This window comes from Acrocarpospora catenulata, assembly GCF_018476525.1.
Taxonomy (GTDB): domain Bacteria; phylum Actinomycetota; class Actinomycetes; order Streptosporangiales; family Streptosporangiaceae; genus Acrocarpospora; species Acrocarpospora catenulata.
This window is the reverse complement of sequence record NZ_JAHCST010000157.1, coordinates 1-1,139: the sequence shown is the minus strand read 5'-3', so window position 1 is coordinate 1,139 and position 1,139 is coordinate 1. Positions and strand designations below refer to the sequence as shown.

Here is a 1,139-nt window from a genome sequence, read left to right as displayed (position 1 = left end):
CCTCCGGGTTGCCGCCGACGGCGTAGGTGCGGCGGCCGAAGGTGGTGCGGTTGAGCACCAGCCAGCCGATGATCACCACGATGGCGAAGATGTAGACCAGGATCGGCAGGCCCAGGATGCGGGTGGTCGACAGGTCCACCAGGGCGGTGTTGTCCGGTTGGACCAGCTGGGTCTTGCGTTCGGACATGCGCTGGGCCAGGCCGCGGGCGGCCACCAGCATGGCCAGGGTGGCGATGAAGGGCACCATCCGCCCGTAGGCGATCAGGAAACCGTTCAAGAGTCCGGCGCCGGTGCCGACCAGGATGGCGCAGACGGCCATGACGACCGGCCCGTACGCTTGGGTGGCCAGGGTGGTGGCCCACACTGAGGCCAGGGCCATGACCGCGCCGACCGACAGGTCGATGCCGCCGCCGATGATGACGAAGGTCATGCCGACGGTGATGACGCCGATGGTGGCGGCCAGTGCCAGGAGGCTGACCATGTTGGAGGTGGTGGCGAAGGTGTCCGGCGCGGTGATCAGGCCGATCACGGCCAGCAGGGCCAGCGCGATCACCAGGCCGAGGTGGCGGGCCTCACCGATCCGGCCGAAGGTGAGCCGGGCGCCGGCTGGGGGCGAGGCCGCGGCGGCCTCCACCCGTGACTGTTCATCGGCCTCCGGCGTGGAGACCTGTTGGGGGTTGACCTCGGTCATCGGGCTAACTCCTGGAATCGGTCGGTGTCTGCCATGCGGCTTCAGGGGTCATGTCAGCCGTGTGCTTTCGTCGGCGCGGCTTCCATGACGAGGTCGAGTACGCGGTGCTCGTCCAGCTCGGTAGCAGGGGCTTCGTGCACGATCCGGCCCTCCCGGATCACCAGCACCCGATCGGCCAGACCCAGCACCTCGGGCACCTCGCTGGAGACAAGCAGCACCCCCACGCCCTCATCGGCCAGGCGGCGGACCAGCGCATACAGTTCGGCGCGGGCGCCGACATCCACACCACGGGTGGGCTCATCCAAAAGCAGCAGCTTGCGGCCCTCACCGACCAGCCACCGGCCCAGCACCGCCTTCTGCTGGTTACCACCCGACAACGTCTTGATCGGCCGGTTCGGGTCCGGCGGGCGGATGTCGAGGGCTTTGACCAGGCGTTCGGCCTCGGCGT

At 69.0% G+C, this 1,139-nt stretch carries 2 protein-coding genes; both read right to left on the bottom strand.

Annotated features, from left to right (window positions below; translation table 11 throughout):
* On the bottom strand, positions 1-691 hold a 691-nt coding region (locus tag KIP79_RS46155), incomplete at its 3' end, for an ABC transporter permease (RefSeq protein ID WP_214111429.1).
* Between the two features lie 53 nt (positions 692-744).
* The coding region (locus KIP79_RS46150) for an ATP-binding cassette domain-containing protein (protein WP_214111428.1) at positions 745-1,139 on the bottom strand (395 nt) is incomplete at its 5' end.